At 57.5% G+C, this 25828-nt stretch carries 28 protein-coding genes; 16 read left to right on the forward strand and 12 right to left on the reverse strand.

Annotated features, from left to right (window positions below):
* Positions 1–2 precede the first annotated feature (2 nt).
* The 8 genes from C4S59_RS01385 to aat all read left to right on the forward strand — a co-directional run bounded on the left by C4S59_RS01385 (position 3) and on the right by aat (position 7912).
* A complete protein-coding gene (locus tag C4S59_RS01385) occupies positions 3–1199 on the forward strand; it encodes a branched-chain amino acid ABC transporter permease (protein WP_103908688.1) in 1197 nt (398 codons plus the stop codon).
* A 12-nt stretch (positions 1200–1211) separates the two neighbouring features.
* Complete coding sequence (locus tag C4S59_RS01390; protein ID WP_103908689.1) at positions 1212–1967, forward strand: ABC transporter ATP-binding protein; 756 nt, start codon at positions 1212–1214, stop codon at positions 1965–1967.
* 12 nt (positions 1968–1979) lie between these two features.
* Positions 1980–2735: an ABC transporter ATP-binding protein gene (locus C4S59_RS01395; RefSeq protein WP_103908690.1), complete on the forward strand. Its 756-nt coding sequence runs from the start codon at positions 1980–1982 to the stop codon at positions 2733–2735.
* Between the two features lie 117 nt (positions 2736–2852).
* Positions 2853–4796: an acetate--CoA ligase gene (gene acs / locus C4S59_RS01400; RefSeq protein ID WP_103908691.1), complete on the forward strand. Its 1944-nt coding sequence runs from the start codon at positions 2853–2855 to the stop codon at positions 4794–4796.
* A gap of 227 nt (positions 4797–5023) precedes the next feature.
* Positions 5024–5293 (forward strand): hypothetical protein, encoded by a 270-nt coding sequence (locus tag C4S59_RS19460; RefSeq protein ID WP_146064494.1) that lies wholly within the window; start codon positions 5024–5026, stop codon positions 5291–5293.
* Between the two features lie 111 nt (positions 5294–5404).
* Positions 5405–5908, forward strand: coding sequence for an acetyl-CoA carboxylase biotin carboxyl carrier protein (gene accB, locus C4S59_RS01405; protein ID WP_103908692.1), 504 nt, complete (start codon positions 5405–5407; stop codon positions 5906–5908).
* A gap of 7 nt (positions 5909–5915) precedes the next feature.
* Positions 5916–7268, forward strand: coding sequence for an acetyl-CoA carboxylase biotin carboxylase subunit (accC, locus tag C4S59_RS01410; protein WP_103908693.1), 1353 nt, complete (start codon positions 5916–5918; stop codon positions 7266–7268).
* A gap of 11 nt (positions 7269–7279) precedes the next feature.
* The gene (gene aat / locus C4S59_RS01415) at positions 7280–7912 is read left to right on the forward strand and encodes a leucyl/phenylalanyl-tRNA--protein transferase (RefSeq protein ID WP_103908694.1); all 633 of its coding nucleotides are present in this window, start codon (positions 7280–7282) and stop codon (positions 7910–7912) included.
* Here aat and C4S59_RS01420 read toward each other — a convergent pair.
* Together C4S59_RS01420 and C4S59_RS01425 are read right to left on the reverse strand one after the other, a co-directional pair.
* Positions 7876–8241 carry a DUF2155 domain-containing protein gene (locus tag C4S59_RS01420; RefSeq protein WP_103908695.1) on the reverse strand — a complete coding sequence of 122 codons (366 nt, stop codon included), beginning with the start codon at positions 8239–8241 and terminating at the stop codon, positions 7876–7878. The genes aat and C4S59_RS01420 overlap by 37 nt on opposite strands.
* 1 nt (position 8242) lies before the next feature.
* On the reverse strand, positions 8243–8626 hold the full coding sequence (locus C4S59_RS01425; protein WP_103908696.1) for an NADH:ubiquinone oxidoreductase subunit NDUFA12: 384 nt from the start codon (positions 8624–8626) through the stop codon (positions 8243–8245).
* A 123-nt stretch (positions 8627–8749) separates the two neighbouring features.
* On the opposite strand from C4S59_RS01425, the gene C4S59_RS01430 reads away from it, so the two are divergent.
* Both C4S59_RS01430 and C4S59_RS01435 read left to right on the forward strand, forming a co-directional pair.
* Positions 8750–9535, forward strand: coding sequence for an FkbM family methyltransferase (locus C4S59_RS01430; protein WP_234994650.1), 786 nt, complete (start codon positions 8750–8752; stop codon positions 9533–9535).
* 2 nt (positions 9536–9537) lie between these two features.
* The gene (locus C4S59_RS01435; protein ID WP_160006719.1) at positions 9538–10671 is read left to right on the forward strand and encodes a glycosyltransferase family 61 protein; all 1134 of its coding nucleotides are present in this window, start codon (positions 9538–9540) and stop codon (positions 10669–10671) included.
* Here C4S59_RS01435 and C4S59_RS01440 read toward each other — a convergent pair.
* From C4S59_RS01440 to C4S59_RS01450, 3 genes are all read right to left on the reverse strand, one after another.
* The gene (locus C4S59_RS01440) at positions 10668–11024 is read right to left on the reverse strand and encodes a RidA family protein (protein WP_103908698.1); all 357 of its coding nucleotides are present in this window, start codon (positions 11022–11024) and stop codon (positions 10668–10670) included. The genes C4S59_RS01435 and C4S59_RS01440 overlap by 4 nt on opposite strands.
* A gap of 143 nt (positions 11025–11167) precedes the next feature.
* The gene (clpX, locus tag C4S59_RS01445; protein ID WP_103908699.1) at positions 11168–12433 is read right to left on the reverse strand and encodes an ATP-dependent Clp protease ATP-binding subunit ClpX; all 1266 of its coding nucleotides are present in this window, start codon (positions 12431–12433) and stop codon (positions 11168–11170) included.
* Positions 12434–12593: 160 nt separating this feature from the next.
* Positions 12594–13226 (reverse strand): ATP-dependent Clp protease proteolytic subunit, encoded by a 633-nt coding sequence (locus tag C4S59_RS01450; RefSeq protein WP_103908700.1) that lies wholly within the window; start codon positions 13224–13226, stop codon positions 12594–12596.
* 194 nt (positions 13227–13420) lie between these two features.
* Between C4S59_RS01450 and C4S59_RS01455 the strand changes: the two genes are divergently transcribed.
* The 3 genes from C4S59_RS01455 (at position 13421) to C4S59_RS01465 (ending at position 15501) form a co-directional block, all read left to right on the forward strand.
* Positions 13421–14632 carry an FAD-binding domain-containing protein gene (locus C4S59_RS01455; protein ID WP_103908701.1) on the forward strand — a complete coding sequence of 404 codons (1212 nt, stop codon included), beginning with the start codon at positions 13421–13423 and terminating at the stop codon, positions 14630–14632.
* A gap of 113 nt (positions 14633–14745) precedes the next feature.
* A complete protein-coding gene (locus C4S59_RS01460; RefSeq protein ID WP_327345680.1) occupies positions 14746–15135 on the forward strand; it encodes a thioredoxin domain-containing protein in 390 nt (129 codons plus the stop codon).
* 27 nt (positions 15136–15162) lie between these two features.
* The gene (locus C4S59_RS01465) at positions 15163–15501 is read left to right on the forward strand and encodes an ArsR/SmtB family transcription factor (RefSeq protein WP_103908702.1); all 339 of its coding nucleotides are present in this window, start codon (positions 15163–15165) and stop codon (positions 15499–15501) included.
* Between the two features lie 49 nt (positions 15502–15550).
* On the opposite strand, the gene C4S59_RS01470 is transcribed toward C4S59_RS01465, so the two are convergent.
* Positions 15551–16138, reverse strand: a complete 588-nt coding sequence (locus tag C4S59_RS01470) for a riboflavin synthase (RefSeq protein WP_103908703.1) — start codon at positions 16136–16138, stop codon at positions 15551–15553.
* Between the two features lie 113 nt (positions 16139–16251).
* On the opposite strand from C4S59_RS01470, the gene C4S59_RS01475 reads away from it, so the two are divergent.
* From C4S59_RS01475 to C4S59_RS01485, 3 genes are all read left to right on the forward strand, one after another.
* Complete coding sequence (locus tag C4S59_RS01475; protein WP_103908704.1) at positions 16252–17544, forward strand: capsule biosynthesis protein; 1293 nt, start codon at positions 16252–16254, stop codon at positions 17542–17544.
* Positions 17545–17639: 95 nt separating this feature from the next.
* Entirely contained in the window at positions 17640–18794 is a 1155-nt protein-coding gene (locus C4S59_RS01480) for a polysaccharide biosynthesis/export family protein (protein ID WP_103908705.1), read from the forward strand.
* A 3-nt stretch (positions 18795–18797) separates the two neighbouring features.
* Entirely contained in the window at positions 18798–20837 is a 2040-nt protein-coding gene (locus C4S59_RS01485) for a capsular polysaccharide biosynthesis protein (protein ID WP_234994651.1), read from the forward strand.
* Here the strand turns inward: C4S59_RS01485 and ribD are convergent, their stop codons facing one another.
* The 6 genes from ribD to rpoD all read right to left on the reverse strand — a co-directional run bounded on the left by ribD (position 20838) and on the right by rpoD (position 25752).
* Positions 20838–21929 carry a bifunctional diaminohydroxyphosphoribosylaminopyrimidine deaminase/5-amino-6-(5-phosphoribosylamino)uracil reductase RibD gene (ribD, locus tag C4S59_RS01490; protein ID WP_268810619.1) on the reverse strand — a complete coding sequence of 364 codons (1092 nt, stop codon included), beginning with the start codon at positions 21927–21929 and terminating at the stop codon, positions 20838–20840. It abuts the gene before it with no gap.
* The gene (gene nrdR / locus C4S59_RS01495) at positions 21929–22396 is read right to left on the reverse strand and encodes a transcriptional regulator NrdR (RefSeq protein ID WP_103908706.1); all 468 of its coding nucleotides are present in this window, start codon (positions 22394–22396) and stop codon (positions 21929–21931) included. The genes ribD and nrdR overlap by 1 nt, the downstream gene beginning before the upstream one ends.
* 124 nt (positions 22397–22520) lie before the next feature.
* On the reverse strand, positions 22521–22931 hold the full coding sequence (locus C4S59_RS01500) for a secondary thiamine-phosphate synthase enzyme YjbQ (protein WP_103908707.1): 411 nt from the start codon (positions 22929–22931) through the stop codon (positions 22521–22523).
* Positions 22932–22994: 63 nt separating this feature from the next.
* On the reverse strand, positions 22995–23246 hold the full coding sequence (locus C4S59_RS01505; RefSeq protein ID WP_103908708.1) for a hypothetical protein: 252 nt from the start codon (positions 23244–23246) through the stop codon (positions 22995–22997).
* A 200-nt stretch (positions 23247–23446) separates the two neighbouring features.
* Positions 23447–23605, reverse strand: a complete 159-nt coding sequence (locus C4S59_RS19545) for a hypothetical protein (protein WP_160006722.1) — start codon at positions 23603–23605, stop codon at positions 23447–23449.
* Between the two features lie 149 nt (positions 23606–23754).
* Positions 23755–25752 carry an RNA polymerase sigma factor RpoD gene (gene rpoD / locus C4S59_RS01510; RefSeq protein ID WP_103908709.1) on the reverse strand — a complete coding sequence of 666 codons (1998 nt, stop codon included), beginning with the start codon at positions 25750–25752 and terminating at the stop codon, positions 23755–23757.
* Positions 25753–25828: the final 76 nt, after the last annotated feature.

Consider the following 25828-nt stretch of genomic DNA (forward strand, 5'->3'; position numbering starts at 1 on the left):
CCATGTTCGGTCTCGAAAAGAAAGACGCGTCTCTTCTTATCCTCGTCGCGGTGCTGACCATCTTTGCACCGTTTATCCTGAACCCCTTCCCCGATGGCTCGGCTCTGGCCCAGTTCAACGCTGGCTACCCAGATCTGATGCAGCGCTTCGTGATCTTCGGTATCTTTGCGATCGGCTTTAACATTCTGTTCGGTCTGACAGGCTACCTGTCCTTCGGCCACGCGGCGTTTCTGGGTATTGGGTCCTACGCAGCGGTCTGGATGTTCAAGCTGCTCAGCATGAACGTCATTCCGGCGATCATTCTGGCGGTCATCATGTCTGGCCTGTTCGCTTTGCTGATCGGCTACATCTCGCTCCGTCGCTCGGGTATCTACTTCTCGATCCTGACACTGGCTTTTGCGCAGATGATGTTCGCCCTTGCCTATTCGGTTCTGACGCCGATCACAGGTGGTGAAACTGGCCTGCAGCTGGCATTGGACGATCCGCGTATCCTGAGCATGGCCTCCTCCACAGACGGCAACATTCCAGTTCCCAGCCTGTTCGGCATGGAAATGCGCGACAGCACTCAGCTGACCGTCGGCGCTTGGAAGTTCACGTTCAACGTTGGCTACTACTTCTGCTCGGTCATCATGCTGGTTGCGTTCTACATCGCGATCCGGATCTTCCGTTCGCCCTTCGGCCTGATGCTGCGTGCGGTTAAGTCCAACCAGCAGCGTCTGAACTACACCGGTCTGAACCCGCGTCCCTACACACTGGCAGCTTTTGTCATCTCGGGTATGTACGCAGGTCTGGCGGGTGCGCTGATGGCATCGATGGACCCGCTGGCTGGTGCGGAACGTATGTTCTGGACAGCGTCCGGTGAGGTTGTTCTGATGACGATCCTTGGCGGTGCTGGCACCCTGATTGGTCCGGTTCTGGGCGCAGGTGCGATCAAGTACATGGAAAACATCCTGTCCAAGATCAACGGCGACATCCTGCACACATGGTTCGCCTTCCTGCCGGATGGTCTGGAAGACTTCATCGTGACCATCATCTACCCCTTCATCGGCAAAGGCTGGCACCTGACGCTGGGCATCATCTTCATGCTTGTCGTTATCTTCCTGCCTGGTGGCCTTGTTGAAGGTGGTCAGCGCATTATGCAGAAACTGCGCGGCAAATCTGCCGACACAGACTCTGCTAAAACCGAACCTGCAGAATAAGGAGAAGCACTCATGGGCATTCTTGAAGTCAAGGACGTCAACAAACGCTTCGGCGGTCTGCAAGCGCTTGGTGATGTGAACCTGTCGGTACAGGAAAACACCGTACACGCAATTATCGGCCCGAACGGGGCCGGTAAATCCACCCTGCTGAACTGTCTGGTGGGTAAATTGATCCCCGACACAGGCTCGGTCATGTTCGACGGTCAGTCCGTTCTGGGCCGCACACCGTTCGAGATCAACCAGATGGGCATCAGCCGCGTGTTCCAGACGCCGGAAATCTTCGGCGACCTGACGGTCATGGAAAACATGATCATTCCGGTTCTGGCGCGTCGTGACGGGTCTTTCAAACTGCGCGCGATTGAAGATGTGCGTGACGAAAAAGACCTGATCCAGGAAGCCGAGGCGATGCTGGACGAGGTCAACATGCTGGACAAGCGCAACATGCACTCTGCGTCGATGTCCCGTGGTGACAAACGCCGTCTGGAAATGGCCATGTGTCTGGTTCAAAAGCCCAAGCTGCTTTTGCTGGACGAACCGACAGCCGGCATGGCGCGGGCCGATACAAACAACACCATCGACCTGCTTAAAACCATCAAGGCACGTGGCGATATCACCATGTGTATCATCGAACACGACATGCACGTCGTCTTCTCGCTGGCAGACCGGATCACCGTTCTGGCGCAGGGTACACCGCTGGTCGAAGACACGCCTGAAAACATCAAGGGGCATCCGAAAGTTAAGGAAGCTTACCTTGGTGAAGCGGCTTAAGGAGACATGACAATGAACGCGAAGCCTGAGTTCAACAAGAATGCCAACCACGCCGAAACGGCGCCGGCATTCCTGTCTGTCTGGGACATGCACTCGTACTATGGCGAAAGCTATATCGTTCAGGGCATCTCCTTTAACGTTCACGAAGGTGAAATCCTTGCTCTGCTTGGCCGTAACGGCGCGGGCAAGACCACCACACTTCGGTCCATCGCACGTATGGGCGATCCGCAGGTGATGAAGGGCGAGATCTGGCTGGATCACCAGCCGCTGCACAAAATGGAGTCCTATCAGGCGTCCGCAGCGGGTCTGGGTCTGGTTCCGGAAGATCGTTGCATCATCCCCGGCCTGACCGTTGAAGAAAACCTTCAGCTGGCACAGATCGCACCGCCCATCGGTTGGTCGATCGACCGTCTGTACGACCTGTTCCCGCGCCTGAAAGAGCGTCGCAAACAGGAAGGTGTGACACTGTCGGGTGGTGAACAGCAGATGCTTGCCATCGCGCGCGCGCTGGCCCGTGACGTAAAAGTTCTTCTCCTGGACGAACCCTACGAAGGTCTGGCGCCGGTTATCGTTGACGAGATCGAGAAAACCCTGCGTCTGATTAAAGAACAGGGCATGACAACGATCCTCGTTGAACAAAACGCCGTTCGCGCCTTGCAGCTGGCTGATCGCGCCATCATTCTGGACACCGGCTCTGTCGTATTTGATGGAACCGCGAAGGAAGTGTTGGATAACGCCGAGCTGCGCGCCGAATACCTGGCAATCTAAGCTACTCTCGAGCTTAAAAATTGCCAAAAGGTCGGGGGCGAACGTTTCCGGCCTTTTATATAAAGCATTTCCCTAATTGGTGGCCCAGTGGGGCGACCGCATGAGGAGGACAGTGAGATGACCACTACATACCCGCCCAGCGACGAATTGAAGTCGAAGGCACATGTGGATGCCGCAAAATACGATGAGATGTATGCGCGTTCGATTTCCGATCCGGAAGGTTTTTGGGGCGACGTCGCAGAGCGTATCGATTGGATCAAAAAGCCGACCAAAATCAAGAACACCTCGTTCGCACCCGGCAACATTTCGATTAAATGGTTTGAAGACGGATCGCTTAACGTTGCGGCCAACTGTATTGACCGCCATCTTGCCACGCGCGGCGACCAGACTGCTATCATCTGGGAACCCGATGATCCGGAAGAAGCCGCTCAGTACATCACCTACAAAGAACTTCATGGCAGCGTCAGCCGCATGGCTAACGTTCTGAAGTCTTTGGGTGTCGAACGCGGTGACCGCGTTATCATCTATCTCCCGATGATCCCTGAAGCCGCCTACGCGATGCTGGCCTGTGCGCGCATCGGCGCGATCCATTCGATCGTATTCGCTGGCTTCTCGCCCGACGCTTTGGCAGCCCGTGTTCAGGGTTGTGACGCGAAAGTGGTTATCACAGCAGACGAAGCCCCGCGCGGCGGCCGCAAAACTCCGCTGAAAACCAACGCTGACAAGGCCCTGCTGCACTGCGATGAAGACGTCAAATGTCTGGTGGTCAAGCGCACCGGCGGTCAGACCACATGGGTTGATGGCCGTGACTTCGACTACAACGCAATGGCAGCCGAGGCGAGCGCAGACTGCCCGCCCGCAGAAATGAACGCAGAAGACCCGCTGTTCATTCTGTACACCTCCGGCTCGACCGGTCAGCCCAAGGGCGTTGTGCACTCGACAGGTGGTTACCTGACGTATGCGGCCCTGACGCACGAAGTGACGTTCGACTACCATGATGGCGACGTCTACTGGTGTACCGCTGACGTGGGTTGGGTCACAGGCCACAGCTATATCGTCTACGGCCCGCTGGCCAATGGCGGCATCACGCTGATGTTCGAAGGTGTTCCCACCTACCCCGACGCAAGCCGCTTCTGGCAGGTTTGCGAAAAGCACAAGGTGAACCAGTTCTACACTGCCCCGACAGCGATCCGTGCGCTGATGGGCCAGGGCGAAGAGTTCGTCACCAAATGCGATCTGTCCGATCTGCGCATTCTGGGCACCGTTGGCGAGCCCATCAACCCCGAGGCGTGGAACTGGTACAACACCGTTGTCGGCAAGGGCAAATGCCCGATCGTTGACACATGGTGGCAGACAGAAACCGGTGGCCACCTGATGACCCCGCTTCCGGGCGCGCACGCGACCAAGCCGGGTGCCGCGATGAAGCCGTTCTTCGGCGTTCAGCCGGTTGTTCTGGAACCGACCACAGGCGAAGAGATCCACGAATTCCCGACCGAGGGCGTTCTGGCGATCAAAGACAGCTGGCCGGGTCAGATGCGTACCGTCTGGGGCGACCACGAGCGTTTCGAGAAGACGTATTTCGCAGACTACAAGAACTACTATTTCTCGGGCGACGGCTGCCGTCGTGACGCAGATGGCGACTACTGGATCACAGGACGCGTCGATGACGTGATTAACGTCTCCGGTCACCGCATGGGCACAGCCGAGGTCGAATCCGCGCTGGTTGCACATGAAAAAGTCGCCGAAGCCGCCGTTGTTGGCTACCCGCACGACATCAAGGGTCAGGGCATCTACTGCTACGTCACGCTGATGAACGGCGAAGAGCCTTCGGACGACCTGCGCAAGGAACTGCGTACATGGGTCCGCACCGAAATCGGCCCGATCGCATCGCCTGACCTGATCCAGTGGGCCCCCGGCCTGCCGAAGACACGTTCGGGCAAAATCATGCGCCGGATCCTGCGCAAGATCGCCGAAAACGACTATGGTGCGTTGGGCGATACATCGACACTGGCAGATCCGTCGGTTGTCGATGATCTGATCGAAAACCGCATGAATCGCTGATCTCCCCCCAGCGAAACAGAAACCGCCGCCCCAATCGGGCGGCGGTTTTCTTTTGGAGGACCGAAATTCGCGGTCGGGCTTCCACCCCTGCCAGCTGATCGACCTGATCTAGCTTAATACTCGGCCATCAGTTGACCGCCGTTAACCTTAATAAGTGAAATCTGAACGATCTGCTTAAGACTTGGTTTATATTGTTCATTGTGGGGGCAGCGACTTCGGAAACTGCCATGAAGATTTCACCAATTCAGAGTGTTAGCCACTCATCCCTCTTCCTCTCGCTTGCGGACAGGCACATCCGCACACCACCAGCCAAGGAGGACAAACCGATCCCCGAACCCGCAACGGCAAAAGAAAAACTGGACTATGTTTTACGCCATCCCAGCGATCATTTTGCCCCGCCGTCGATCATGCAACTGCGGATCGAAGCGCTTTTGGAAAGCTCGAAAGACGACGAAATCTCGGGATCAAACCGCACTCCGCTCTTGCCTTCTGAGTGACGCTCCGTCATTTCCCAGACCGGCAACGCTTTTATCGCGGCGCAGGTTAGCCTATATCGGGCTAAATGTCGCATACGCGGATTGAGCAGACGTTACCGATCGAGGTTGGGAATGACACAGAAAAAACATGACTCTGACGTGGAATTCATTCAGGCGCTGGCAGAACTGCTGCGCGAAAATGATCTGAGTGAACTTCAGGTAAAACGCGAATACGGCGATAATGACAGCCTGAACGTCCGGGTCAGCCGTATGATGCAAGCCGCCCCAGTTGCGGTTCAGGTTCCTGCCGCCGCACCGGCCGCAGCCCCCGCACCCGCAGCAGCGGCCCCTGCCGCCGCAGCCGCGCCAGCAGTCGACGCAAACGACGATCCGGCATCGCACCCCGGCGCGGTGACCTCGCCGATGGTCGGCACTATCTACATGCAGCCCGAACCCGGTGCACCGTCCTTCATCAAAGTGGGCGCGACCGTTAACGAAGGCGACACGCTTCTGATCGTTGAAGCGATGAAGACCATGAACCACATTCCGGCCCCGCGCGCTGGCACCGTCAAGCGCATCCTGGTCGAAGACGGGTCGCCCGTCGAATTCGGCGCGCCGCTTGTCATCCTCGAGTGAGGTTGAAATGTTCGACAAAATTCTAATCGCCAACCGTGGTGAAATTGCGCTTCGCGTCGTCCGTGCGTGCCGCGAGATGGGTATCAAATCCGTCGCGGTGCATTCGACTGCCGACAGCGATGCGATGCACGTGCGTATGGCCGATGAATCCATCTGCATCGGCCCGCCGCAATCCACCAACAGCTATCTGTCGATCCCCGCGATCATCGCAGCCTGCGAAGTAACCGGTGCGCAAGCCATCCACCCCGGATATGGCTTCCTGTCGGAAAACGCGAAGTTCGTGCAGATCGTCGAAGATCACGACCTGACGTTTATCGGCCCCCGCGCCGAACACATCCGCGTCATGGGCGACAAGATCACCGCCAAAGACACCATGAAAGAACTGGGCGTGCCTTGCGTTCCCGGCTCTGACGGTGGCGTGCCCGATCTGGAAACGGCCCTGAAGGTTGGTGAAGAGATCGGCTATCCGGTGATCATCAAAGCCACTGCCGGTGGCGGTGGCCGTGGTATGAAGGTTGCGAAAAACGCGGCTGAAATGGAAAAGGCGTTCTATACAGCGCGTTCCGAAGGCCAGTCGAACTTTGGCAACGACGAAGTTTACATCGAAAAATACCTGACCACGCCGCGCCACATCGAAATTCAGGTGTTCGGCGATGGCAAAGGCAACGCGGTCCATCTGGGCGAACGCGACTGTTCCTTGCAGCGCCGCCACCAGAAAGTGTTTGAAGAGGCCCCCGGCCCCTGCATCACACCGGAAGAACGCGCAGCCATTGGTAAAACCTGTGCCGATGCGGTCGCCCGCATCAAATACGCAGGCGCTGGCACCATCGAATTCCTGTATGAAAAGGGCGAGTTCTATTTCATCGAAATGAACACCCGTCTTCAGGTGGAACACCCTGTGACCGAAGCGATCTTTGGCCAAGACCTTGTGCGCGAACAGATCCGTGTCGCCGCAGGCCTGCCGCTGTCCTTCTCGCAGGAAGATCTGAAGCTGAACGGCCACGCGATCGAGGTCCGGATCAACGCGGAAAAACTGCCCAACTTCTCGCCCTCGCCGGGCAAGATCACGCAGTACCACGCGCCGGGTGGCTTGGGTGTGCGTATGGATTCGGCACTTTATGACGGCTATTCCATCCCGCCCTACTACGACAGCTTGATCGGCAAGCTGATCGTACATGGTCGCGACCGTCCCGAGGCCTTGGCACGTCTGTACCGCGCCTTGGGTGAGCTGATCGTAGATGGCGTGGACACAACGGTCCCGCTGTTCGATGCGCTGTTGCAAGAGCCTGACGTTCTAAGCGGGGATTACACAATCCACTGGCTGGAACAGTGGCTTGAAAAGACGATGGAACAAAGCTGACCGCGAGCGCCATGATAACCCCCGATCTGCTGCTACACGCATATCGGTCCGGCCTATTTCCAATGGCCGAAACACGGGACGACCCGGATATCTTCTGGGTCGACCCCCGAAAGCGCGGCATCTTCCCGCTCGACAGCTTTCGTATTTCCAGAAGCCTTGCCAAGACGCTACGCCGTGACGCCTATCAGGTGACGCTGAACCGCGATTTTGAAGGTGTCATGACCGCCTGTGCAGATCGCGAGGAAACCTGGATCAACGACCAGATTTTCGACCTCTACACGCAACTGTTCGCCCTAGGGCACGCCCACTCGATCGAGGTATGGGATGACGGGGTGCTGATTGGCGGGGTCTACGGCGTGACCATCGGCAGCGCCTACTGCGGGGAAAGCATGTTCTCGCGCAAACGGGACGCCAGCAAGATCGCGCTGGCATGGCTGGTAGATCACCTGAACCGCTGTGGCTTTACCCTGTTCGACACGCAGTTCCTGACGCCGCATCTGGCGTCTCTTGGCGCGATCGAAATACCGCGAGCGGCGTATCACCAAAGATTACAGGATGCTTTGCAGCTGGATGCGGATTACACCGCCCATCCGCTTGCTGACAGCGGTCAGGACGTTGTGCAGCGCAACGGCCAGACGTCGTAGCGCGAATGCTCCATCGGGTTCAGCGCGGGCGACGATGCCACCATCCAGCCGCTGTAAACCTCGGCGTCGTCATTGACGTCACGAATTGTCAGAAAGGCATAGGCATCGCCTGACGGGTTGCCATCGGGATACCGGCAGTCTTCCAGAACGATTTCGATATGCCCGAACTTGGTCAGGCCTCCGGGCGACAGTTCGATATCGTAAAGCTGGCCTGTCAGCTTATCCAAGCCGCGCAGAATCGCACCCGTACCTGTTGCAGTCGCTTCTTGCGCATGTCCCGCAGTGACCATGGACACGCAGAGCGCCAATGAACCTAAGAAACGGTTCATCTTATTCCGGGCTCCACGCCTCGTAGTCGCTACGGTCTGCGGGCTTCTCACGACGCAGGGACCCTGCAGGTGCATAGGCCAGTGCCGTGCCAGTCAGGTTTTCGAGATGCGGCTTTTCCCACGGCTTGTGCGCCAGCGGGCGATCTGTGGGCGCTTCTTTGAAGGTGTGGTGCAGCCAACCGTGCCAATCGGGGTCAACACGCGATGCTTCCGCCTCGCCGTTAAAGATCACCCAGCGGCGTTTCCCATCGGCGGTCTGGTAGAAAATATTGCCCTGAGCATCTTCGCCGACCTTCTGGCCCTTACGCCATGTGAACAGCTGAGTATTCAGGGTCTGGCCGTTCCACCAAGTCACAGCACGCAGCAATGTGTTAAGAATGCCCATAGCATCGCCTCCGATCACTTGGCTGTGGTATGCCCGATCCATACGCCGACGTCCAGATGATCCCGCACACTTCGCGCGATATGGGCGCGTATTTGCACGGAATTTTACGAAGGACTGTGGCGAATGCCCCGCTATCTTCGGGCATTGTTGCCAAACCAGCAGCTTTTTCCGTGCAAATCCGATGGCGATGCGTATTTTGACGAAAAAACAAATGAGCAGTCCATGACCAAAACCGAGATCGCAGTTGAATGCCACGGCGTCCGCGTGCCCGCGTCGCCGTACCTGAACGAAACACGCATCGAACGGATCGCCCAAGCGCGCTATGAAGGCGACGAAATCAAGGGCGCGCTTTTGGTCACGACTGAAAAAGACCGTGTTCTGGAAATGGGCTCGGGTCTTGGGATTGTGGGCGCTGTGTGTACGCTGAACGCCAAGCCCGAACGCGTCATTTCGTTCGAAGCCAACCCCGATATGTTGCCGCATATCAATGCGTTGTACGAAGAAAACGACCTGACAGACCGTATCGAGGTACGCAATCAGCTGGTGATCGCGAACCCAGAACGTCCGGCCACAATGACATTCCACGTGCAGAACTCTTTCTTGGGCTCGTCGCTGATCGCCAAGGCCAACCGCCGCACGCGCGAAGTCGAGATTCCCACCATCAGCTTTGCCGAAGTGGTCGAAGAGCTGAAACCCACGGTCCTGCTGTGCGACATCGAAGGCGGTGAGCTGGACCTCTTGGAGCACGCCGATCTAAGCGGCATTCGTGCTATCGTGATGGAATTCCATCCTGAAGCCTACGAAGTGGAAGGCATGCGCAAATGCAAACGCATCCTGACGCAGGCAGGTTTTGAGAAAAACGAAGACGTGTCGACCCGTAAGGTCTGGACCTGCGCGCGCGAGGTATAAGCGTGAGCGACGACGACATCGACGATGCCGATACACCCGACGCCCAGATCACGCAGCCCAAGCCGCTGCCCGATGGCGGCTGGTCGCATGAAATCGAACATCTGGAAAAGGCGCTTGTTGTCCCCGCAACAGAAAGTGCTTTCCAGCAGAAGGCAGGCATTTTGCGTGCCGATGGGTCCTATTGTGACACCGGTGCCTTCTGGCGCAATTTCCGGCCTCTGACGGTCGAACCGGACAAGCCGGAAGGCGACGTTGATAAGCTGGAAGGTCGTTGGCTTTGGGGGGGCGTTCTGTGGGTGCACTTCGGGCATTTCCTTGTGGAAAGCACGGGGCGCCTTTGGGGACTGGATGCCATGGCATCGGCCCCGGACGGGATCGTCTTTATCTCGAAACGGCCTGCCCGTGGCGATCAGACCGAAGGCTTTCAACGCGCGTTTTTTGAACTTTGCGGGATCGACCTGCCGATCAAGGTGCTGACAGCCCCGACCGAGGTTGAAGAGCTTGTGGTTCCGGGGCAAGGCTTTGGGTTGGGTGACATCGTCCGGGGTACGCCGCAGTTTCAAACCTTTGCACAGACACGCATTGGCGCTGATGTCGAAGCGGAAGGGCCTGAAAAGCTGTACATCTCGCGCAGCGAACTGGGCCTGAACAAGGGTGGTCTGATCGGCGAAACCCAGATCGAAGAACATCTGGCCGCTGACGGGTATGAAATCTTTCACCCGCAAAAGCATGACATGCGCACCCAGATCGCGCGCTATAAGGCCGCGAAGCACGTCATCGCGGCTGAAGGAAGCGCGCTGCATCTGTTCGGGATGGTCGGGCAACCCCATCAAAAGGTGGCCATTCTGGTGCGCCGCCAGTCCGGCGCGACCGACCAGATTGTCGAACATCTCCAAAGCTTTTGCGGGATCAATGTCGTGACCGTCGAAAAGCTTCAGAAGATCTATAAGAAAAAGGGCGGAGCGAAGAAACGTCACGATCTTGGCGTTCTTGCGATGCCTGCGGTTCAGGAAGATTTGATCCGCTTGGGCTTTGTCGAAGCCAGTGACGAGGCTTGGCCCAAAGTCCGATGGCGCACCGTCAAGGCCGCCATCGGGGATAAATTTGAAGCGCGCCAGCGGCGCAAGGACGATTAGGCCAGAACGGTCAATTCGATCTCGATCCGGTACTTCGGGTCGATCAGGTTGCATTCCACCATGGTCGCTGCGGGCGGGTTGTCGCCGAAATATTCGCGCAGGATCGGCCAGCAGGGTTCGAACTCGGCCGCGTCAGGCAGGTAGTAGTTGACGCGCACCGCGTTTTCCAAAGATGCACCGGCCTCGGTCACGGCCTTTTTGATCACTTCCAATGCAGCGCGGCACTGTTCTTCGACGGTGTCGCCCTGCCCGACCGTACCGGCCACGTGGACAAAACCACCTGCCACAACGGCGCGGCAGTAGCCGATTTTCTCTTCAAACGGGCTGCCCGTGTGGATGCGTTTGATTGTCATGAAACACCCTTTCCCTACGCATGTGTTGCCTTCGCTTCAAAGCCGCGCTGCGGGGTTTGTCAAGCGCGCGCGAACCGCGGGCACAAATGAAAAACCCGCCACGTTCCTCACGCAGCGGGTTTCTGAATTTTGTGGAGATCAGCTTAGCTGGCCGATGCCGGTTCTTTCTTTTGATCGGCGTAGATCATCAGCGGGTTGGCGTCGGATGTGACCGCTTCTTCGTTGACCACAACCTCATCGACATCATCCAGACCCGGAAGTTCGAACATCGTATCCAGCAGGATATCTTCGAGGATAGAGCGCAGACCACGCGCACCGGTTTTGCGTTCGATCGCTTTCTTTGCGATTGCGATCAGCGCATCGTCGGTGAAGCTCAGCTTGGCATCTTCCAGTTCGAACAGACGCTGGTACTGTTTGACCAGAGCGTTCTTCGGTTTGGTCAGGATGGTGACCAGCGCGTCTTCGTCCAGATCTTCCAGCGTTGCCAGAACCGGCAGACGGCCAACGAATTCCGGAATCAGACCGAATTTCAGAAGATCTTCGGGTTCCAGATCCTTAAAGATTTCGCCAACGCCGCGATCATCGACATCACGCACATCGGCGCCAAAGCCCATGGCTGATCCTTTGCCGCGCTGCGCAATGATCCGATCCAGACCGGCAAACGCACCGCCACAGATGAACAGGATGTTCGTTGTGTCGACCTGTAGGAACTCCTGCTGCGGATGCTTGCGGCCACCCTGCGGCGGAACGCTGGCAACCGTGCCTTCCATCAGCTTCAGCAGCGCCTGCTGAACGCCTTCACCGGACACGTCGCGTGTGATCGACGGGTTTTCGGATTTACGCGTGATCTTGTCGACTTCGTCGATGTAGACGATGCCGCGCTGCGCGCGTTCGACGTTGTATTCGGACGCCTGAAGCAGCTTCAGGATGATGTTTTCAACGTCTTCACCCACGTAGCCCGCTTCGGTCAGCGTGGTCGCATCCGCCATGGTGAACGGCACGTCCAGAATACGCGCAAGCGTCTGAGCCAGAAGCGTTTTACCGCAACCTGTCGGACCAATCAGAAGGATGTTCGACTTGGACAGTTCGATATCCGAAGTCTTGGATGAATGGTTCAGTCGCTTGTAGTGGTTGTGCACAGCCACCGACAGAACGCGCTTGGCCTTTGCCTGACCGATCACGTAGTCGTCCAGCACCTGACAGATTTCCAGCGGCGTCGGAACGCCGTCTGTGGATTTCAGGCCCGAACCTTTGGTCTCTTCACGGATGATATCCATACAGAGCTCAACGCATTCGTCACAGATGAAGACTGTCGGGCCTGCGATCAGCTTTCGCACCTCGTGTTGGCTCTTTCCGCAGAAAGAACAGTAGAGGGTGTTTTTGCTGTCACCGCCTGAATTCGTCGCCATATCGTACCTTTCCCGGCCTTCCAGTTTGCCAAGTCGGGGCGCCGGTGCCCGACTATCAGGCAGTCAACGCCGGTCTTTCCACCAGCTTAGGACAGGGTGCCCCGCCCTACAACGTCAAAAAACGTCACGCCGTCCATTAAGCAAACGGCGTGCCTAAATCTTAGGATTCCGCAGAATCCGCGCTACCGCGGTTTGTCACGATCTCGTCAATCAGACCCCAGTCTTTGGCTTCTTCGGGCGACATGAAGTTGTCGCGTTCAAGCGCCGCTTCGACTTTCTTCAGCGTCTGACCGGTGTGCTTGACGTAGATTTCGTTCAAGCGGGTCTTCAGTTTCTGGGTTTCTTGCGCGTGGATCATGATGTCCGTCGCCTGACCCTGATAACCACCAGAGGGCTGGTGCACCATCACGCGGCTGTTCGGCAGCGAGAAGCGCATGCCAGCTTCGCCTGCTGTCAGCAGAAGCGAACCCATCGACGCCGCCTGACCGATCACCAGCGTGGACACCTTCGGACGGATGTACTGCATGGTGTCGTAGATCGACAGACCGGATGTCACAACGCCGCCGGGCGAGTTGATGTACATCGAGATTTCTTTCGACGGGTTTTCCGCCTCAAGGTGCAGAAGCTGCGCCACGATCAGGCTGGACATGCCATCATGAACAGGACCGTTGAGGAAAATGATCCGCTCCTTCAACAGGCGCGAGAAAATGTCATACGCGCGTTCGCCACGGCTTGTCTGTTCGACAACCATCGGCACCAGCGTGTTCATATATGTATCAATCGGATCTTTCATCTTCGCCTGCCTCTGAAATCTTAGGACCGCAATATCCTGTGGATGTTGATAGAGTCTTAGTTGTCACCCTAGGGGGCTGCAAGGGGCGGCGGAAATTTCATGATCAAAAGAAAGTAACGCGCGGTCGATCACTTGATCTGGCAACGCCCCCAGCTAGGTCGCCCCCAAACGATCCGGAATTGGGGCACGCGCGAATGGCCGAGACGAACAAATGGGCGGCAACCCGTGAAGAAGGCCTTGCACGCCTTGCCGATTTCGCGCCCTTAGCCGGTGCTGACTATGCCAAACGCCGCAATTTCGACCTTGGCCCAGGTCAGCACAAAAACGTATCCCAACTGTCGCCGTACATCCGTCATCGCCTGATCCGGGAAGACGAGGTGTTGCTTGAAACCTTGAAACACCATTCGCCCGCCAGTGCCGAAAAATTTATCCAAGAGGTCTACTGGCGCACCTACTGGAAGGGTTGGCTGGAAATGCGCCCTGCTGTGTGGGGGGCCTATTGGGCGGAACTGGCGTTGGCTTGGGATCAGGTTCAGACACAATCCGGCCTGCGGCAGGAATGGGAAGCGGCTTGCAACGGTGAAACGGGCATCGATTGCTTTGATGCATGGGCCAAAGAACTGGTTGAGACGGGTTATTTACACAATCACAGCCGCATGTGGTTTGCTTCGATCTGGATATTCACGCTGCGCCTGCCGTGGGCTTTGGGCGCCGATTTTTTCATGCGACATTTGCTGGATGGCGATCCGGCGTCGAACACCCTGTCATGGCGCTGGGTTGGCGGGCTGCAAACCGTTGGCAAGACGTACCTTGCAAGAACCTCGAACATCTCGAAATTCACCGAAGGGCGGTTTCACCCCCAGTATCAATTGGCCAGCCATGCGGAGCCCTTACAGGGCGCGCCACATCCGCCGCGCATGGATGCACCGGAAGGCGACCGGTTCGATCCCGAAAAACGCACAGCATTTTTGCTGCACGAGGACGATCTGACGCCCGATTGGCTGTTTGATCAGGGGCTGAAGCCCGTCGCGACGGCAACCATATCGACAGCAAAACGTCTAAGCATTCTGCAACCTTCCCCGCATGTCCTTTCGTTCAAATCGGCAGCAATCGACGATTGCCTCAACCGTCTTACCGACAAAACCGGCCCTGTCACCAAGGGGCTGGAAAGTGCAGACCAGATAGCCCACTGGGCCGCATCCGTGGGCGCCGAACAAATTGTGACATCCTATCCGCCCGTTGGCCCTGTCGCCGATATATTGCGGGGGAAATGGGATATTCCCATGGTGCGTGTTCTGCACGATTTTGACCGTGATGCGTGGCCCCATGCCAAAGCCGGTTTCTTTAAATTCAAAGAAAAAATTCCGCATCTGCTGGGCAACATCCGCAACCTGCGTCTTATCTAGGTACAGGCCGCCTGACGCGATGTGCTCAACCCAGTGTTGCCGGACCGCTTCAAAGCGTCGCGTACTTTGGTCTAATCTTGTCCAATTCACACATTCATATTATGTTGTGCGTCATGAAGATGATGCGTGACATAGCTTTGCGCGCCGTATTAGGCGTTGCCTCCGTGATCGGCCTTGCCCAGACAGGCATGGCGGACACGCGTTTGATCATGGTCGAAGAACCCGGTTGCGCCTATTGCGCTGCGTGGCTGGATGAAATCGGCCCAGTATACCCCAACACCGATGAAGGCCGCTTTGCACCTTTATTACGCGCAGACCTGAGTGATGGCCCACCTGAGGGCGTGTCCTATGCGCGAAAGGTTGTCTACACGCCGACATTTGTGCTGATTGATGACGGCAAGGAAATCGCGCGTCTCGAAGGGTATCCGGGCGAAAACTTTTTCTGGCCGATGCTGCAGGAAATGCTGGTGGCATCGCCAGAGTTTAAACCATCCGGTTCGTAACACCGGTTAGGATTAAGGAATAACAAGATGGCTCTGCCTCTTTTGCGAGTAGACATGGACGACGAAGAGATCGATCAGATCGCTGAAAAGGCGACTGATGCGGCGGCGTTCCTGAAGGCCATCAGCCACGAAGGCCGGCTGATGATCCTGTGTCATTTGGTATCTGGAGAAAAATCTGTGACCGAGCTGGAAGAGCTGTTGTCTGCCCGTCAGGCGGCTGTGTCCCAGCAATTGTCGCGTCTGCGTCTGGAAGGTCTGGTTGTGCCGCGCCGTGACGGCAAGGCGATCTACTATCGTTTGGCCGATGATCGTCCGAAAAAGATGCTGGAATGCGTCTACGAACTTTTCTGCAAAGAAGACGAATAAGGCGCGGGTTTCCCCACGCCTTTCCGACTGCTCGATTTTTTAAGGATTTTCAGCTGGCTTCAGCCAAACGCGCAACATAACGCGCCAGAGTATCAATCTCGAGGTTCACACGATCCCCCTCCTGCACATCACCCCATGTGGTGGCCTGCTTGGTGTGGGGGATGAAATTGATGCCGAATTCGTTGCCCTTCACTTCGTTCACGGTCAGGGATGTGCCGTTCAGCGCGACCGATCCTTTGGGTGCGATAAACTTGGCCAGTTCAGCAGGCGCACGAAGCGTCACGCGGGTGCTGTCGCCCTCATCGCGGATCGACACGACCTCGGCCACGCCGTCAACATGGCCGGACACGATATGACCACCCAGTTCGTCACCCACCTTCAACGCGCGTTCAAGGTTCACACGATAACCCACGCTCCAAGCGCTGATGTTTGTCTTGGACACGGACTCGGCGCTGATTTCGACGTCGAACCAATCCGACCCCAGCCCCATCACCGTCAGGCATACACCGTCACAGGCAATAGACGCGCCCATATCGATGCCGGATGTTTCGTAGTTCGTCGCGATACGCGCCCGCAAATCGCCGCGCTGTTCCAGATCGCGGATTTCGCCGATGTCGGTCACGATGCCAGTAAACATAATGCTTGTGCCTTTTTGCTATGGATTGCCCCGCAAAGAATAAGGGGCCTTAATTTTGCCGGTATCACCGCGTAAAAAGGGGCGTTAGGTGAGTTGGGACATAATCTGCGGGTATGAGTTACGCAACCGGACAGACGCGCGTTTTCCTGTTTTTACAGGGACCGCACGGGCCGTTTTTCAACGGGCTCGGACGCATGCTCCGGAAAACCGGTGCGGAAACGTGGCGCGTCGGGTTTAACGCAGGCGACCGCGCCTTCTGGTTCCACCCGAAAACCTTCATTCCTTACAACGGCACGATCGACGAATGGCCTGCCCACTTTGCCGAAATCGTGGCTGAAAAGCAGGTCACCGATCTGGTCCTGTACGGCGACGTGCGTCGCATTCATGCCGAAGCGGTGGAACATGCGCGTCAACAGGGGCTGAATATCCACGTCTTCGAAGAAGGCTATATGCGCCCCTATTGGGTAACCTACGAACGCGACGGATCGAACGGACATTCACGCCTGATGGATATGTCCGTCGCGGACATGCAGGCCGCGTTGGAAAAATCCGATATGGAGGCTCCTCTGCCCCCCGCCCATTGGGGGGACATGCGGCAGCACATCTTTTACGGCGCATTGTACCATTGGTTTGTCATGTTCCGGAACGGCGCCTTTACCAACTTCCGGTCGCACCGCGATGTCAGCGTGGCCAAAGAATTCCAGCTGTACCTGAAGCGTCTTTTGCTGATGCCGCTGACGTGGGCAGACCGCCTAATCGCCACAGCGCGCATTCGTCTGGGCGGCTTTCCCTATCACCTGTGTTTGATGCAGCTTGAACATGACTCAAGCTTCCAGAAACATTCGCCCTTCAACACCATGCCCGATTTTCTGGGCGAGGTGATCGAAGGCTTTGCCAAAGGCGCGCCCGGCCACCATCACCTTGTTTTCAAGGCCCATCCGCTGGAAGACGGCCGTGTCAACGTGCGCCGATCCATTCGCAACTTGGCCAAGCAACACGGCGTCCAAGACCGCGTGCATTATGTCCGTGGCGGCAAGCTTGCGCAGCTATTGAACGACGCGCGCACCGCTGTGACCGTCAATTCAACCGCCGCCCAACAGGTGCTGTGGCGGGGCATTCCGCTGCGCGTCTTCGGACAGGCCGTCTATGCGAAACCCGAGTTCGTCTCGACGCAAAACCTGCCAGAATTCTTTTCCCAGCCCACGCGCCCTGACAACAAAGCCTACAAGGATTACCGGCGTTATCTGCTGGAAACCAGCCAACTTCCGGGCGGTTTTTATTCAGCTCGCGGTCGTCGCCAACTGATGCGTCAGGTGGTTGATATGATGCTGGCAAGCGAAGATCCCTATGATGCTTTCGCCCAAGGCACCGCGGCCCCGCGGCAACAGTTGCGGATTGTGACATAGCGGCAATCGCAACAAATGCTGGCTTTTCAAAACGTTCAAAGCTAATCTTCTCAAAAAAGACCGAGGCAGAATAATAAGGTCGAGGAGACCGAGCAGTGAAACGTCCCCACTCTCGCTGGGCGCGAGGTATCGCCCTATTGGTTGCAACGTCAATTCTGGCGTCCTGTGGCCTTCCCCGCGTTGGACCGAACAAACGCGAAATTTATGCTGGCTCTGTCCAGCGCGAAGGCGATGCCTTTATCGTCGCTACGAATGACCGCGTCGCCGCCGTCACAGCCGTTGTCCCCGCACTTGGCTTCAGCGAAGGCTTCCTGAACGCAGGCGTGATCGGCTCTGACACCATCAACCCCGGCGACACACTGGGCCTGACCATTTGGGAAAACGTCGACGACGGCCTGCTGGCCGGTGAAGCGTCGAACGCCACCATTCTGGAAGAGGTTCAAGTCGACGGCTCTGGCTTTATCTTTGTGCCTTACGCAGGCCGCATCAAAGCCGCTGGCAACACGCCCGAGGCGGTGCGCCGCATCATCACAGAACGTCTGTCCGATCAAACCCCTGACCCGCAGGTTCAGGTACGCCGCGTTGCTGGCGACGGCTCGACGGTCACGCTGTCCGGTTCAGTCGGATCGCAAGGTGTCTACGCCATCGAACGCCCGACCCGTACCCTGTCTGCCATGCTGGCCCGTGCAGGTGGCGTTGCGATCGAACCGGAAATCGCACAGGTCACCCTGACCCGTGGCACCATGTCCGACACGATCTGGTTCCAGGATCTGTACGACAACCCGACCTTGGATATCGCGCTGCGTGGCGGCGACAAGATCCTTGTTCAGGGCGACACACGCGCCTTTACTGCGCTGGGTGCAACAGGCACACAGGCTCAGGTTCCATTTGAAAGCCGCACCATTTCGGCTGTTGAGGCCATCGCGCAGGTTGGTGGCCTTGTTCCGACGGCAGCAGACCCGACCGGCGTTTTTGTTTTCCGCAACGAACCAGCTGAAATCGCCAATCAGGTTCTGGGCCGCAGCGATCTGGTCGGCGCACAGCGCTTTGTCTACGTGTTGGACCTGACGCAGCCCAATGGCCTGTTCATCGCGCGTGACTTTGTGATCCGCGACGAAGACACGCTCTACGTCACCGAAGCGCCGTTCACACAATGGAGCCGCACGATTGCATCGCTGACCGGCACCTTGGGTTCGGTCACATCGCTGCGCACGTCAGCAGAGACGCTTGGCGTCGGCTCCGGAGGCTGACACGTGGCCCCAATCGGGCATCATTCAAACGCCGGAGACACCGATCTCCGGCGTTTTTACGTCTATACGCTGGGTTTCCTGAAATCCCGCCGCATTCGTCACATTCTGCGCACAGCCGGTTGGAAAGTGACCGTTGGGCGGCCATCTGACCGCGACGTGATCGGCGTCTGGGGCAAATCGCCTTATGCCGCACGCGGCGAGGCCATGGCCGAGAAAACCGGCGCGCAGCTTGTAAGGGTCGAGGATGCGTGGCTGCGCTCCCTGCACCCCGGACGTGCGGGCGAACCGCCCTTGGGTCTGTTGATTGACGAAAAGGGCGTTCACTTCGACCCCGAACAACCATCAGACCTTGAAACGCTTTTGATGACCGAACCGCTGGACGACAGCGCGCTTCTGGCCCGCGCAAATGGCGTCATCGCTTGGATGCGTCGCGCGCATCTGTCCAAGTACTCGGCCTTTGATCCGGACATGCCGGTGCCTGATCCGGGATATGTTCTCGTGATTGACCAAACCGCAGGTGATGCCAGCGTTACTGCCAGCCGCGCCGATGTTTCGCGTTTTCGCGAAATGCTTTTCGTTGCGCGCGAAGAACATCCCCATGCGCAAATCGTGGTTAAGGGGCATCCTGAAACCGCCGCAGGGTTTCGCGAAGGGCACCTGAACAACAAAGACCTGTCGCAAAACATGTCCTTTGCTCCGGACGGCACATCGCCCTGGGCGCTTTTGGATGGGGCCATCGCTGTTTACACCGTTTCATCGCAAATGGGGTTCGAAGCGATCCTTGCCGGCCACAAACCACGCGTTTTTGGCCAGCCGTTTTATGCAGGCTGGGGTCTGACCGAGGATGAAAACCCCGTATACCGACGCGCGGCACGCAAGCTCACACGCGCCCAATTGGTCGCAGGCGCGATGGTCCTCTACCCCGTCTGGTACGATCCCTATCGCAATCGCAGGTGTGAGGTTGAAACCGTGCTTGCGACGCTTGAGGCCGAGGCGCGGGCATGGCGGGAAGACCGCGCTGGCTGGGTCGCACAAGGAATGCGTCTGTGGAAACGCGGGCCGCTGAAAGGTTTCTACGGCAGCGGTCGCGGCATCCGGTTTGAGGACGATCCCGCCAAAGCCAAGGAACTTGCAGTGACCGAAAACCGTCGCCTGATGGCATGGTCCAGCAAAGCTGCGCCGGATGCTGAACTGGTTCGGGTCGAAGACGGGTTTCTCAGGTCTCAGGGGTTGGGCGCGAACCTTGTGCCGCCGATGTCCTTGGTCACCGATGACATGGGCATCTACTACGATCCCAGCCGCCCGTCACGATTGGAACAGCTGATCGCCGACAGCGTGAACCTGCCGCGCGATCAGATCGAACGGGCGCATCGGTTGATCCGGTTCCTCGTCGATGGACGGCTGTCCAAATACAATCTGATGGGCGAAGTTCCAAAGCTTCCTGCAGGACATCGCATTCTGGTGCCCGGTCAGGTCGAAGACGATGCCTCGATCCTGCTTGGCGCGGGTGACATCCGTCAGAACGCCGATCTTCTGGCGAAGGTCCGCGCAGAAAACCGTGACGCTGTGGTGCTTTGGAAACCTCACCCTGATGTCGAGGCAGGCCTGCGCATCGGCGATGTCGCCACGCCCGAGCAATGGGCCAACCAGACGCTGCGCGGCGTTGATATGGGGGCCTTGCTGGGAGAGGTCGACGAGGTCTGGACCATGACCTCGCTGACTGGGTTCGAGGCCCTGATGCGTGGGTGTCGGGTGACGACAACCGGCGCGCCTTTCTATGCGGGCTGGGGCCTGACGCGTGATCTGGGCGATATCCCAGCCCGTCGCTTGACCGGCCCACGCCCGACGTTGGAAGGCCTCGTCCACGCCACGCTGATCGCATATCCGCGGTATCGCGATCCGGTCACGGGCCGCCCCTGCCCTGTCGAGGTCGTGGCCGAGCGTCTGAAATGCGGGAACCTGCCGAAACCCGGCGCCGCCAATCGAATGCTGTCAAAGCTTCAAGGATTGCTCGCCAGTCAAAGCCACTTGTGGCGTCGCTGATCAGTTCCGCGTCCAGCGGTGCAGGATGTCATCCCCGACCTGCCGCACATCTCGCAAGTGAAAGCGCGGAGCCTCGGCCAAACGCCCAAGTCCCAGTGCGCCGATATTCGGCTGTCCTTCGGCCCCGATCGCAATGCCCGCGTTAAAGCACAGAAGTTCATCCACCAGATCAGCCCCCAGAAGCGACGCGGCCAAGGCGCCGCCCCCTTCACAGAACACACGTGTCAGGCCGATTTCGCCCAACTCTTGCAACAGCGACCGTGGGTCGATCTGGCGACCGTTTAGATCGCAACGGATCAGGCGCGCACCCAAGCCTTCCCAAGCTTCACAAATCTCGCGCGCAGCATCAGGGCCATGGCAAATCCACACCGGAACATCACGCGCGGTGCCGGCAAGGCGGCTCATCAAAGGAATATCGATCAAGCGGGACACAACGATGCGCACCGGCTGAGGCACCTCGCCCATGCCACGCACTGTCAGATCAGGATCATCGGCACGTGCTGTGCCCGCCCCGACCATCACCGCGTCATGTCTGGCCCGTTCGGCATGAACAACGCGCCGCGCCTCGGGGCCTGTTATCCAGCGACTTTCACCGCTGGCCGTGGCGATCCGTCCGTCAAAGCTGGATGCCAGTTTCAGCGTCACCCACGGGCGACCATGTTCGACCTTCAGGAAGAAGCCCGCGTTGTCATAGTACGCCTCTTCCGCCAACACATTGGTCGTGACCTCGATGCCCGCATCCCGCAGCATGTCAAAGCCTTGGCCGGACACACGCGGATCACTGTCGGAGATCGCTGCGACCACACGTGCAACGCCTGCATCAATCAATGCCTGCGCGCAGGGCGGTGTTTTGCCTGTGTGGCTACAAGGTTCCAGCGTGACATAGGCCGTCGCGCCGCGCGCGGCCTCACCTGCTTGGGCAAGAGCCACAACCTCGGAATGGGGGCGACCGCCCAAGGCCGTACGTCCCCGCCCGACGATCCGGCCGTCTTTGACGATGACACAGCCGACAGACGGGTTGGGCCATGTCTGGCCCAGCCCGCGCTTGCCCAACACCAAGGCGTGGGCCATGTGGCGTTTGTCAGTGTCGATCACTTATCAGGCATAGCGCCGGGGCGCAGTTCGCTGACGAACTTGTCAAAGTCGTCGGCCGCCTGGAAGTTCTTGTAAACGCTGGCAAACCGGACGTAAGCGACCGTATCGATGCGGGCCAAAGCCTCCATCACGATCTCGCCGATCTGTTTGGACGGGATATCGGTTTCGCCCATGCTTTCCAGCCTGCGCACGATGCCCGAAATCATCTGATCAATCCGGTCCGGTTCGATCGGACGTTTCTGAAGCGCTATACGGATCGAGCGTTCCAGCTTGTCCCGATCAAAGTCTTCACGTCTACCGTTGGTTTTGATCACCACCAGATCGCGCAGTTGCACGCGCTCATATGTGGTAAAACGTCCGCCGCACGCCGGGCAAAAGCGCCGGCGCCTGATGGAAACATGGTCCTCAGCGGGCCGTGAATCCTTCACTTGAGTATCTACATTACCGCAAAACGGGCAGCGCATCGCCGTCCCCCTTTATGTCGTCTCTGCCTCAGGAATGGGGTTGATCCCCACTTATCCACAGGCACTATAGGGGCTGAACAACAATTTGGGTAGATAAGAAATAACACCCCCACATGATGCGTTGTCAGTCGCGCAACATATGCGCCACAACACTGCGATGATGCGGGGCATCACGGTGTTCAAAAAGATAAATGCCCTGCCACGTTCCAAGCGCCAGTTTCCCGTTGCTGACCGGAATGCTTAGACTGACGGGCATCATCGCCGCCTTGATATGGCCGGGCATGTCGTCGGGGCCTTCATAGGTGTGGGTCAGGTAGGACATCGACGGATCGGTGGTCGGCGGTACGAGGCGCGCGAAAAAAACCTTCAGATCGGTCTTCACTTCGGGATCGGCATTTTCCTGTATCAGCAATGACGCCGAGGTATGTCGAACAAAAAGGGTGAGCAGGCCTGTGCCTGTCACCCATTTCGATACATCATGTGTAAATTCGTAAAGCCCTTGGCCGCGCGTCGCGATTGTAAAGGTCGTTTGCATGGCTGCTCCGCATCGTTGGACAGGGTCCATTACACCGAGCACGGGCGCAGCTTACAAGTCAGTTCATGCGTCGACGGCGATACACTGCACATCAGGAAGGTCAGACTGTTGCGTGAACAGCAAGAGCGACCCTTCATCAGAGTATGCGGGCATCGAGGCAACATCCGCCAAAGTCTGGCGACAATCAGCAAGCTCGTCGCTGGAAACCTCGATGTAAATGGTACGCGGAGCCGTGTTCGACACCACATCGGTCGCAGCGAAAGCTGCTGCCGCGACTGCTGCGAATACTACACTGAAAGAAACCGTACGTTTCATGTTCATCTCCTGCGTTGGTATATTAGGAACGCCGGACGCCCTGAATTTGTTCCAAAATCTCGGTGTCATGGGATTAAAGGCTGCAAAACCTCTGCCAAATTGCGGAATACGTTAAAAAGAATCGTCAGACTCAGAACCTACGCATGAAGCGTTATGGTTTCGTCAGTGGCGCCATCCGACTGCGGACAATTCACTTAAAATCAGTTGCGGCAAATCTGTTCGATCGGGATGACCGGATCCCATGGCGACAGCGGCCCACCCGTCAAAGCCTGATCTGCAAGCGTCTGTACACCAGTTGATGCCACCGCCGGACCAGCCAGCGCCAACAGAACGGAAAGAAGAGAAAGAGAGCGGGTCATAGAGCACATCCTGTTTTGCCTGTGTGCTTGTAAATGGGCACAAACAGGCGACAGAAAATGCACATCCACGCACGACAGATGTGCTGGATTGCATCGTCACATTTCAGAGACCGCAGAAAGAAAAAAGGCGCCCGAAGGCGCCCTTTTGATTACTGATCCAGGAACGACCGCAGTTTGCGCGACCTGCTGGGATGTTTCAGCTTCCGCAGCGCTTTCGCTTCGATCTGACGGATACGTTCACGCGTAACGCTGAACTGCTGACCCACTTCTTCCAGCGTGTGGTCGGTGTTCATGCCGATACCAAAGCGCATGCGCAGGACACGTTCTTCGCGCGGCGTCAGCGACGACAGGACCCGTGTAGTGGTTTCTTTCAGGTTTTCCTGAATGGCCGAGTCCAACGGCAGAACAGCGTTCTTGTCTTCGATGAAATCGCCCAGCTGCGAATCTTCCTCGTCACCGATCGGTGTTTCGAGAGAGATCGGCTCTTTCGCGATCTTCATGACCTTGCGCACTTTCTCAAGCGGCATTTGCAGCTTTTCAGCCAGTTCTTCCGGTGTCGGTTCACGACCGATTTCATGCAGCATCTGACGGCCTGTCCGGACCAGCTTGTTGATCGTTTCGATCATGTGAACCGGAATACGAATGGTGCGCGCCTGATCCGCGATCGAACGGGTGATCGCCTGACGGATCCACCATGTCGCGTAGGTCGAGAATTTGTAACCGCGGCGATATTCGAACTTATCAACCGCCTTCATCAGGCCGATGTTACCTTCCTGAATAAGGTCAAGGAACTGCAGGCCACGGTTGGTGTATTTCTTGGCGATCGAGATAACCAGACGCAGGTTCGCTTCGACCATTTCCTTCTTGGCCTGACGGGCTTCTTTTTCGCCCTTCTGAACCTGCTGCACGATGCGGCGGAATTCGCTGATGTCCAGACCGACGTACTGACCGACCTGCGCCATGTCAGAGCGCAGTTCTTCCACCTTGTCAGAGGAGCGTTCGATGAACATCTGCCAGCCACGACCGGATTTCTCGGCCATACGCTCCATCCAGTTGGGATCAAGCTCGTGGTTGCGGTATTCCTCGACAAATTCACGGCGGTTGATGCGGGCCTGATCGGCCAGCTTCACCATCGAACTGTCAATCGACATGATACGTTTGTTGATGCCGTACAGCTGGTCAACCAGCGCCTCGATCCGGTTGTTGTGCAGGTGAAGACCGTTCACCAGAACCACAATTTCGGACCGCAGGTCTTGATAGCGCTTTTCGTCTGTCGCGCTGAAAGACCCGTCTTCGTTCAGCGTCGCGGAAATCCGGCTGTCTTGCATTTCAGCAAGGTCTTCGTAATCCGCAGCAATCCGGTCTAACGTTTCCAGAACACGTGGCTTCAGCGCAGCTTCCATTGCCGCCAGCGACATGTTGGCCTGATCATCTTCGTCGTCATCGTCGTCGTTATTGCTGATCGGGTTTCCGTCGGCGTCCAGCTCGGGACCGGCGTTTTCAGCTTTACGCGGGGCAGCAGGCGCAGCACCGGCGGTCGGCACGATGGGCTCATCCATCTCGCCTTCTTCGCCCATCTGACCAGAGAACGTGGTTTCAAGGTCGATCACATCGCGCAGCAGAATGTCTTCGGAAAGAAGTTCCTCGCGCCAGATGGTGATCGCCTGGAATGTCAGCGGGCTTTCGCAAAGACCCGCGATCATTGTGTTGCGGCCAGCCTCAATGCGCTTCGCAATCGCGATTTCGCCTTCACGGCTCAGCAGTTCGACCGATCCCATTTCGCGCAGATACATGCGAACAGGGTCATCGGTGCGATCCAGCTTTTCGGTGGTGCCGGAAGACAGCGCAACGTCACGGCCTTTCGAGGCATCAACAAGCTCGGTCGAGCCTTTGTTTTCCTCTTCTTCGGCTTCTTCGTCGTCTTCAGTAACCTGAATGCCCATTTCGGACAGCATCGACATAACGTCTTCGATCTGGTCCGACGACACCTGATCCGGAGGCAGGACTTCGTTCAGCTGATCGTAAGTGATGTAGCCACGTTCCCGGGCTTCTGCGATCATCTTCTTGACCGCGGCCTGGCTCATATCGAGAGACGCGTCGTCATCCCGATTTTCTGTCTTGGCGTCATCGTTATCTTTGGCTGCCATTTAATGCTCCTCTCGGGGACGGTCCCCTTGGGTGGGCGATTCGCGTGATTCGTCTTGCCGAATCAATACCGCGAAC

It is taken from the genome of Thalassococcus halodurans, from assembly GCF_900108225.1.
Lineage (GTDB): Bacteria > Pseudomonadota > Alphaproteobacteria > Rhodobacterales > Rhodobacteraceae > Thalassococcus > Thalassococcus halodurans.